The organism is Phenylobacterium sp., from assembly GCF_030654915.1.
Classification (GTDB): Bacteria; Pseudomonadota; Alphaproteobacteria; order Caulobacterales; family Caulobacteraceae; genus Phenylobacterium.
The window spans coordinates 1-8950 of the sequence record NZ_JAURWM010000158.1 but is presented as its reverse complement, the minus strand read 5'-3'; the positions used below and the strand labels follow the sequence as shown (position 1 = coordinate 8950).

The 8950-nt window shown below is 67.2% G+C and carries 10 protein-coding genes; 2 read left to right on the top strand and 8 right to left on the bottom strand.

What is annotated here, in order from left to right:
• Both Q7T84_RS08155 and dnaG read right to left on the bottom strand, forming a co-directional pair.
• A partial coding sequence (locus Q7T84_RS08155) for an RNA polymerase sigma factor region1.1 domain-containing protein (RefSeq protein WP_304807590.1) occupies positions 1-952 on the bottom strand: 952 nt, incomplete at its 3' end.
• A gap of 83 nt (positions 953-1035) precedes the next feature.
• Positions 1036-2940: a DNA primase gene (gene dnaG / locus Q7T84_RS08150; RefSeq protein WP_304807588.1), complete on the bottom strand. Its 1905-nt coding sequence runs from the start codon at positions 2938-2940 to the stop codon at positions 1036-1038.
• Positions 2941-3059: 119 nt separating this feature from the next.
• Here dnaG and Q7T84_RS08145 point away from each other — a divergent pair, with 119 nt between their 5' ends.
• The gene (locus tag Q7T84_RS08145; protein ID WP_304807586.1) at positions 3060-3995 is read left to right on the top strand and encodes a DUF808 domain-containing protein; all 936 of its coding nucleotides are present in this window, start codon (positions 3060-3062) and stop codon (positions 3993-3995) included.
• Here the strand turns inward: Q7T84_RS08145 and Q7T84_RS08140 are convergent.
• The 4 genes from Q7T84_RS08140 to Q7T84_RS08125 form a co-directional block, all read right to left on the bottom strand.
• A complete protein-coding gene (locus Q7T84_RS08140; RefSeq protein ID WP_370653631.1) occupies positions 3992-4864 on the bottom strand; it encodes a sigma-70 family RNA polymerase sigma factor in 873 nt (290 codons plus the stop codon). The genes Q7T84_RS08145 and Q7T84_RS08140 overlap by 4 nt on opposite strands.
• Positions 4865-4877: 13 nt before the next feature.
• Complete coding sequence (locus tag Q7T84_RS08135) at positions 4878-5429, bottom strand: hypothetical protein (protein WP_304807582.1); 552 nt, start codon at positions 5427-5429, stop codon at positions 4878-4880.
• A gap of 2 nt (positions 5430-5431) precedes the next feature.
• Positions 5432-5812, bottom strand: coding sequence for a hypothetical protein (locus Q7T84_RS08130; RefSeq protein WP_304807580.1), 381 nt, complete (start codon positions 5810-5812; stop codon positions 5432-5434).
• 108 nt (positions 5813-5920) lie between these two features.
• A complete protein-coding gene (locus Q7T84_RS08125) occupies positions 5921-6616 on the bottom strand; it encodes an HAD family hydrolase (RefSeq protein ID WP_304807578.1) in 696 nt (231 codons plus the stop codon).
• 261 nt (positions 6617-6877) lie between these two features.
• On the opposite strand from Q7T84_RS08125, the gene Q7T84_RS08120 reads away from it, so the two are divergent.
• Entirely contained in the window at positions 6878-8014 is a 1137-nt protein-coding gene (locus Q7T84_RS08120; RefSeq protein ID WP_304807576.1) for a response regulator, read from the top strand.
• On the opposite strand, the gene Q7T84_RS08115 is transcribed toward Q7T84_RS08120, so the two are convergent.
• Entirely contained in the window at positions 8011-8538 is a 528-nt protein-coding gene (locus tag Q7T84_RS08115; RefSeq protein ID WP_304807574.1) for a GNAT family N-acetyltransferase, read from the bottom strand. The two genes, Q7T84_RS08120 and Q7T84_RS08115, sit on opposite strands and share 4 nt — an antisense overlap.
• 5 nt (positions 8539-8543) lie before the next feature.
• Positions 8544-8950 (bottom strand): LacI family transcriptional regulator (locus Q7T84_RS08110; protein WP_304807572.1); only part of this gene is annotated, 407 nt, incomplete at its 5' end.

Sequence of the window (8950 nt, the reverse complement as noted above, 5' to 3'; positions counted from 1 at the left end):
CCATCAGGCGCTTGTTGATCGCATAGAGCTGCTCGACCAGCGCCTCGATGCGGTTGTTGTTCAGCTTCAGGGTCTTCAGGTGCTGGACGATGGCCAGCGAGGCCGTGGTGTAGGCCTTGCGGTCGGCGTCCGACAAATCTTCGCCCTTCAGGCGCTTGCCGACGAGCTTTTCCTGCAGCGCCCGGAAGGAGTCGAATTCCGAAGCGATGGCGTCCAGGATCGCCATGACCCCTTCGCGCAGTTCGCCTTCCATCGCGCTGATGGTCGGGCCGGCGCCGTCATCGAAGTCGTCGTCGTCGTCGGCGCCTTCGGCCTTGGCGATGGCTTCACCGTCGGCGGTGACCTCGGCGTCTTCTTCCTCGGGCTCGGCGTTGGCCTGGGCCAATTCGGCGGCCGCGGCGTTCACGCCGCCATAGGTCTGTTCGAGGTCGATGACCTCGCGCAGCAGGATGCGGCCGGTGCCGAGCTCTTCACGCCACACCATGATGGCTTCGAAGGTCAGCGCGCTTTCGCACAGGCCGCGGATCATCGTGTCGCGGCCGGCCTCGATGCGCTTGGCGATGGCGATTTCGCCCTCGCGCGACAGCAATTCGACCGAGCCCATCTCGCGCAGGTACATCCGCACCGGGTCATCGGTGCGGTCATAGGCGGGCTCCTTGGTCGTCTCGATGACCTGGGTTTCCTCGCGCACGGCGACTTCGCCGCCCTCGGCGTCTTCTTCGGCTTCAACGACGTTGACGCCCATCTCCGACAGCATGGCCAGCGTGTCTTCGATGGCCTCGGACGTCACTTCTTCCGACGGCAGGACCTTGTTCAGCTCGTCCATCGTGACGTAGCCGCGGGCCTTGGCCTGTTTGATGAACTTCTTGACGCCGGCGTCGGTGAGGTCGAGCAGGGGCCCGTCGCCACCAGTCGATTCAGTCGTTTCCGCTTCGGCCGTATTGGTGCTCATCTACGTCTCCGGATTTCGGCTGCCGATCCCTTTTGCAAGGACCGGGCCGAAGATGGTGAATAGCGAATAGACGGTCGTATTCTTTACGACCCGTCACCCGCCCAAATCGTTCCCGTTCTGATCGCGCGTTTCAGTGCGTCGCGCTCACCTTTTAGACGCTCGAGGGCTTCCATGTCGGAACGACCGCTCAGGTTTCCCTTTGCAGACGTAATAGCCTCGTCGAGCGCCGCGAGCCTGGAAAGGCCCGCGAAAGCTTGCGACCACTGGGATCTAGCGACGTCGAGGGAGACATCCGGTTTCATGATGGGCGCGCCCGATTTCGCAGCGGCCCGGTCGATGTCTGTCAGCAGCGCATTAAACCCGCAAGACGCCAGATGGCGTGCGAGGACCTCGGTGTCAAGGTGATCAGTATCCAAACGGAATCCGATGATTTCGGTCGTCAACTCCGCAAGCGCCGGATCACCGAAGCCTCGGGAGATGAAACGGTCCTCCAAATATTCGTCCAACACCACCGGATCGGTCAGCGCATACTGGGCCATGGCCGCGGCCATGGGGTCCAGGGACCGGGCCAATCTCTGGGCCGCGGCCTTGCCTGCGGCGGTGGGCGCCGGATCCACCCAGGCCTTGGCTTGGCCGCGCCAACCCTTTGATTGTCCAAAGCCTCCGCGTTGCGCGCGAGCGCCGAAGTCTTCCCCACCTTGGCGTTTTTGGGGGGAGCTTTCATCGAAACGCTGCATCAGGGCTTCGCGATAGGCCTGCTGCAAATCCTTGTCGGCGATAGAGCCGGCGGCGTTGCGCAGCCTGTTCTTGAACCCCGCCCGTCGCTCAGGCGTGTCCAGGGTCTCCAGGTCGTGTTCGCGGGTGAAAAGCGCGTTCACAAAAGGCGTCGTCTGCGACAACTGGGCGCGGAGGGCCGAAGCCCCCTGCTCGCGCAGCACCTCGTCAGGATCCTTGCCACCCTCGACGAGGGCGAATCGGAAGCTCTTGCCTGGCTTCAATAGCGGCAGGGCCCGGTCGATCGATCGTGAGGCGGCTTGGCGTCCGGCCCGATCTCCGTCGAAACACAGCGTTGGCTCCGGATGCAGCCGCCAGAGCACCTCCATCTGCTCCTCGGTCAGGGCCGTGCCCATGGGGGCTACGGCTGCGATCCCCGCCCGCTGACAGGCGATGGCGTCCATATAACCCTCGACCACCACCAGCGGCGGCGTCTCGGCGCCCGGCGCGGCGGCCAGGATCTTCCGGGCCTCGCCGATACCATAGAGCGTGCGGCCCTTGTGAAAGAGCGGGCTCTCGGGGCCGTTCAGGTACTTGGCGCGCGCCTGCGGGTCCATCGCCCGCCCGCCGAACGACAGGATACGGCCGCGCGCGTCGGAGATCGGGAAGATGATGCGATCACGGAACCGGTCATAGGGAGCCCCGCCCTCCTCCGGCGCGATCAGCATGCCCGACTCCACCAGTTCGGCGGGCCTCGCGCCCTTGGTGATCAGATAGTCCTTCAAGGCGGTGCGGCTGGCCGGTGAGAAGCCGAGACGGAACCGCGCCCATTCGCTCTGCGGCAGGCCGCGGCGTTCCAGATAAGCGCGCGCCTCCTTACCCTCGGGCCGCAACAGGGCCGCCTCGAACCACTGGGCGGCCAGTTCCATCCAGTCCGACAGCCCCTGGCGCTGGCGTTCCTGTTCCGCGGCGCGCGGATCGGCCACGGGCATGGGCAGGCCAGCCTCGGCGGCCAGGCGCTCGACGGCCTCCATGAAGGACAGCCGTTGGGTCTCCTGCAGGAACGAGATCAGGTCGCCGTTTTTGCCCGACGAGAAATCGAAGAACTGGCCCTTCTCGTCGTTCACATAGAACGAGGGGGTCTTCTCCTTGTTGAACGGCGACAGACCGACAAACTCCCGGCCCTGCTTGCGCAGCTTCACCGTCCGTCCAATCACATCGGAAGGGCGGAGGCGGGATTTGATCTCGTCAAGGAAGTGTTCGTCGACACGCACGCCCCCATCATAGCCGCTTGATCCCGGTTTGTCCGAAGCGAGACAATCGGCTTTACGCCCTGCGCGTGAAACCTTACCGACGATCAGGCGTAGGCATATCGTCGGTTTGGGGTTCCCACATGGCTTCCGGTCTTGTCGCACTGCTCGATGATGTCGCCGGCATCGCCAAGATCGCGGCGGCCTCGCTCGACGACGTGGCCGGCGCCGCCGGCAAGGCTGGGACCAAGGCCGTCGGGGTGGTGGTCGACGACACCGCCGTGACGCCTGGCTATGCGATGGGCTTCACGCCAGATCGCGAACTGCCGATCGTGCTCAAGATCGCCATCGGTTCGTTGCGCAACAAGCTGATCTTCCTGCTGCCCGGCGCCCTGTTGCTCAGCGCCTTCGCGCCCTGGGCGGTGACGCCGTTGCTGATGATGGGCGGCGCCTATCTGTGCTTCGAGGCCACCGAAAAGATCATCGAGGCGTTCAACCCTCACGACGACGGCGACGCCGCCGCCGAACTGGCCCTCAGCGCGGTCGAACTCGAAAAACAGAAGGTCTCCGGCGCGATCCGCACCGACCTGATCCTGTCGGCCGAGATCATGGCCATCGCCCTGGCCGACGTCGCAGACAGACCGCTGGGCATCCAGGCCGCCGCCCTGGCCCTGGTCGGGGTGGCGATCACGATCCTGGTCTATGGGGTGGTCGGGCTGATCGTGAAGATGGACGACATCGGCCTGCATCTGGCCAAAAGGAAGAGTCGCGCGGTGAGGGGGCTCGGCCGCGCGATGGTCAAGGCCATGCCGGTGATCATGCAATGGCTGACGGTGATCGGCACCGGGGCCATGCTCTGGGTCGGCGGCGGGATCATCGTCCACGGATTGGAACACTTCCACCTGACCCCGATCCCGCTCTGGGTCGAGGGCGGCTCGCTCTGGGCCAGGCGGGTTCCGGGCATCGGCAGCTTCACCGGCTGGACGGCGATGGCGGCGGGCTCGGCCGTGGTCGGCTTCATCGTTGGGTCGGTGATCGCCGGCGTGATCCACCTGCTGCCCAAGCGGCGGGTCCACTAGCCCGCCGATACGTGCCCCAGCTTGTCGGGGTTGCGGACCATGTAGATGGCGGCCAGCTTGCCATCCTCGCCCGGCTGGAAGGCGACCGTCATCGGGCCGTCGTCGCGCTCCATGACGATGCCGGGATATCCGTTGATCCGCACCGCGCGGAAGCTGAGCGGCCAGGCCTCCTCGTCACCGCCAGCCCGCCAGGCGATGCCTTCCAGCAGTCGGATGATGTCCTCGCGGCCGATCAACGGCCGCAACGAGGCCTTCCGCTTGCCGCCGCCGTCAGTGACCATCATGGCGTCCTGCGCCAACACCGACGACAGGGCGGCCATGTCCCCCTGGGACGCGGCCATCATGAAGGCCGCGGCGAGCTTGGCCGCGTCCTCCTGGCTGACGCTGAAACGCGGGCGGTTGTCGCGAACGTGGGCGCGGGCACGGGCGGCGAGTTGGCGCACCGCCGCCTCGTTGCGGCCCAGCGTCTCGGCGACCGAGCCATAGTCCTCGTCGAACACGTCGTGCAGCAGGAAGACCGCGCGCTCGAGCGGTGAGAGCCGCTCCAACGCCAGCAGGAAGGCGACGGAGACGTCTTCGGCCCGTTCGACCGGATCGACATTCAATTCCTCGATCAGCGGCTCGGGCAGCCACGGGCCGCGATAGGCTTCGCGCTGGGCCTTGGCCGAACGCATGCGGTCGATGCAGATGCGGCTGGTGACCCGCACCAGCCAGCCGGCGGGGTCGAGCACCTCGTCCTGCGTCCGCGTCCAGCGCAGCCAAGCGTCCTGGACCACGTCCTCGGCCTCGGAGACCGAGCCCAGCATGCGATAGGCGAGCCGCGTCAGGCGCGGACGTTGGGCTTCGAAGGCTTCGATATCGGCGGCCACGCTCAAGTCTCCTTCAGGCGGCGATCGGGACATGGACGACCGGGGTCGCGATCCCGGCCACCGTGACTTTCGAGCAAGTCCGGCCATGGCCCAGCGCGTACTTCAAGGTGGGATACATCCGCGCCACGGTCAGCGACAGGCTCACCGCGACCAGCCCGGCCTCCCCCCAGCGCCGCACGACCTCATCGCGCAGGGGGTCAACGCTCTCCAGGTCGCGCGCCAGGCTGGCGCGGGCGAAACGCCAGCCGAGGACGGCGTGCTCGCCCATCTCCGCGATATTTCCGGCCAGGATCGCGCGCAGGACCTCCGGCGCGACGCCCTCCGCGGCCGCCATGTCCACGGCGATCTGGGTGCAGGGACCACAGTCCTCGGCCAGGGTCCCGACGATCTTGGCGGCGGCAATCACCTCCGCCGGCGCGGCTTTCGGATCGACCATCTGGCTGACCATGCCGAACTTCAGCGCGCTCATCGGGTTCACCCGCAGGACGAGACGTAGGTAGCTGGCGTCGTAACCCCACAGGCGTTCCATCTTGTCGATCTGGCCGGCGATCAAGGCTCTCAACATGATCAGGCTCCCGGACGGCGGAAGATGGCGAGCCCGGCCGCGATCACGGCCGGGAGATAGACCCCGGGCAGGTCGCGGATCAGATCGCTCATCGGGTCGGATGAGCAGCTCGCGTCGAAGACGTGAATGACGGCGTGGACCACCAGGAACGCGGCCGCCGCGACCAGCGCTGGCCAGCCCTGCACCGGACGCCAGGCGAACCAACCAAGCCCGCCGGCGACGACCAGATAGGCCGCGCCGATATCGCGCACGAAATGCGGGTTATAGGCGCCGGTGGCGGTGACCCCGGGCACGGCGTTGTACCACCAGAATGAGGCAAGCAGCATGGCCAGGGCGTTGACGCCCAAGACCACCGCGAGCCCCCCGGAAAGTATGCGCGACATATGTTTTCCTCCGACCTTCGCCTCAAGGACGGATCGGAGGCCCACGCTGTGACATCCACACCGTTCGTCATCTTCCGAAGTCTGGAAGATGACGAAGGTGAGGTGGCCCTACACTAGCCCAGTGATCCAAGCCGGCAGGTCGCGGATTGAGGCCAGTTCGGCGTAGCGAGGATGCCCCGTCGGGGCCTCGGCCATTTCGTGGGCCCAGATCAACGGATAGGGAACATAGGCCCCGTAAGCGCCCGCCTCGACCGCCGGCAGGATGTCGGAGCGCATCGAGTTGCCGCACATCACCGCCTGCTCCGCGCCGGTGCCGTAGCGCGCGAACACCCGGCTATAGGTGGAGGCGTCCTTCTCGCTGACGATCTCCACCGCGGCGAACAGGTCGCCGAGGCCCGAGGCGGCCAACTTCTGCTCCTGATGCAGCTGGTCGCCCTTGGTGATCAGCACCAGGCGGTAGTGCTTGGAAAGCTCGGCCAGGGTGTCGTCGACGCCCGGCAGAGGCTCCACAGGCTCGCTCAGCATCTCGCGGCCCACGGCCAGGATTTCGCGGATCACATGGCCGGGCGGCTCGCCCCCGGTCATCTCCATCGCCGTCTCGATCATCGAGAGGGTGAAGCCCTTCACTCCATAGCCGTAGAGCCGCAGATTGCGTTGCTCCACCGCCGCCAGCCGCTGCTCCAATTCGCCCTTGTCGGCGACGTCGGCCAACAGTTCGGTGAACCGGTCATGGGTCAGCCGGAAGATGGTTTCGTTGTGCCAAAGGGTGTCGTCGGCATCGAGGCCGACCGTCGTAATCGTCACTTGCGCGCCTCTTGCGCTGAAGAAGGTGGGCCATCTAGCAGATGTGGGCTGGCTCCGTCGACGAGCGTCAGCCCCGGAGGGCGCGGCGACCATCCGCCGAGAGCCGACGAAATAGCCGTCGGCGAGAGAGGCGCCCGTCCGGGCGCCTAATTCGTGGGCGCCTGCCCCTTTTCGCGCGCCATCCCATCGGCGGGCGCCCCGACGCAATCGCAAGTAGTCCATGTCCTGGTTGGCTGAACAAGCGGTTCACTGGGGTGGGGCATGCCGAAGTCGGGGCTTCGGAATTGGGGCGGCGCGCTGGCGCGTGGCCTGGGCCGATTGTTGGGCGGCCGGGCGCTGGCCGACGCCGAGGCGCAGGCGCGCACGGCGGGCGACCGCCTGCGCGAGGCCATCGACCTGCTGCCCGAGGGCGTCGTCTTCCTGGACGCCGAGGGACGCTACATTCTCTGGAACAAGCGCTACGCCGAGATCTACCACCGCTCCGCCGACCTCTTCAGCTCGGAGGCCAGGCTGAGCGACACCCTGCGCGAAGGGGTGGCGCGCGGCGACTATCCCGACGCCATCGGCCGCGAGGAGGCGTGGCTGGCCGCGCGCATGGACAAGCTGCTGAACCCGACCGGCGAGCGCCACGAACAGCGGCTGGCCGACGGCCGCTGGCTGATGATCGAGGAGCGGCGCACCGGCGACGGCGGGGTGATCGGCCTGCGCGTCGACATAACCGAGATGAAACGCCAGGCCGCGGCCTTGGAGGACGCCCTGCACCGGGCGGAGGTCGCCAGCCGGGCCAAGAGCGAGTTCGTCGCCGATATGAGCCACGAACTGCGCACGCCCCTGAATGGGGTCACCGGACTGGTGCAGGCCTTGGCGAACACATCGCTGACCAAGACCCAGAGCGCCCTGCTGCAGGACATCGCCGCCTCCGCCGCTCAACTCGAGAAGCTGGTCGGCGGCCTGCTAGACTACGGCGATGCGGCGCGCGCGACCGACATTTCTCCGCCCACGACGGTCATCCACCACGCCGAAGGCCCGCCGCTGCGAGTTTTGGCGGCCGACGACAATCCAACCAACCGCAAGGTGCTGGAACTGATGCTGGGCGCGGCGGGAGCCGAGGTGGTCAGCGTCGAGAATGGTCAGCAGGCGGTGGAGGCCTGGCGCGGCGGGGCCTTCGACGTGGTGCTGATGGACCTGCGCATGCCGGTGATGGACGGGCTGGACGCCATCCGGGCGATCCGCAAGGCCGAGGGGCCAGGCCTGCCGCGCGCGCCGATCATCGTGATCAGCGCCAACACTTCGCCCGACGACCTGCGGGCCTCCGACGCGGCCGGCGCCGACCGCCATATCGGCAAGCCGATCCGGGCCGAGGCGTTATTCGAGGCGATCTCGGGCGTGCTGGCCTAGCCCCGCGCTGCGATCTGCTTCCAGTAGATCATCGTCCCGGTCAGACCGCCGTGAGGCTTCAAAGCATAGTCCGGGATCGTGCCCGCGAGCACGAACCCCAGCCCCTCATAGAGCCCGGACGCCCCGCCCTCGGTCGCGGTGTCCAGCACCAACAAGGTCCGGCCCCGCTCAACCGCGAGCGCCTCGGCCGCGCGCATCAAGGCGCCGGCCACGCCCCGGCCGCGATGGCTTAGCCGGGTCATAAGTTTGGCGATCTCGGCCCGGTGCGGCTGGTTGGGCGGACAATCGAGCAGCAGGGTGACGGTTCCAACCAGGATCTCGCCATCCCAGGCGCCGAGCACGACCCGCTCGCCACGCCCCGCCGCCGCGAGCGCGCCTTCCCAAAAGGCTCGGGCGGCGTCCGGCGACAACGGGTGCATGAAGCTGACCGAGCCGCCGTTCGCGACCGCCTCGACCAGGATCTCACCCAACTGCGCGGTGGCTTCCGGCGAGGCGCTCAAGGACCTGATGTCGATGTCGGGCATGGCGGTCAGCTCCGGGCCAGAACGACGAGATAGGTGCAGGGCGCTGCCGTTTCGTTGGCCAGGGTCACTTCCGACGGCGGTCCGAACCCGAGGCAATCGCCCACCGCGAGTTCGTGCCGCTCGGCGCCTTCCAGAATGACCAGATCGCCGGCCAGAACCCAGACGGCCTGGCGGATGCGCGCGTAGGACGAGGCCGGCAGCACCACGCTTCGCCCCGCCGGCATATCGACGGTGACCACTTCCAAAGGATGGTCGGGCCGGCTGAACACCTGCCTGCGGACATAGCCGGTCTCGGGATCGCGCCAGACCGGCTGATCAGCCGCCCGTGAGAGCCGCTCTCCCGTACCCTCGGCCCGCAGCAATAGCCCCGCCAGGGTCAGATCGAAGGCGCCGGCCAGCCGTACCAGCATCA

Coding starts and splice junctions, on each gene's coding strand:
- Q7T84_RS08145 (WP_304807586.1), top strand. CDS start 3,060: ATGGCTTCCGGTCTTGTCGCACTGCTCGATGATGTCGCCGGCATCGCC.
- Q7T84_RS08135 (WP_304807582.1), bottom strand. CDS start 5,429: ATGTTGAGAGCCTTGATCGCCGGCCAGATCGACAAGATGGAACGCCTG.
- Q7T84_RS08130 (WP_304807580.1), bottom strand. CDS start 5,812: ATGTCGCGCATACTTTCCGGGGGGCTCGCGGTGGTCTTGGGCGTCAAC.
- Q7T84_RS08120 (WP_304807576.1), top strand. CDS start 6,878: ATGCCGAAGTCGGGGCTTCGGAATTGGGGCGGCGCGCTGGCGCGTGGC.
- Q7T84_RS08115 (WP_304807574.1), bottom strand. CDS start 8,538: ATGCCCGACATCGACATCAGGTCCTTGAGCGCCTCGCCGGAAGCCACC.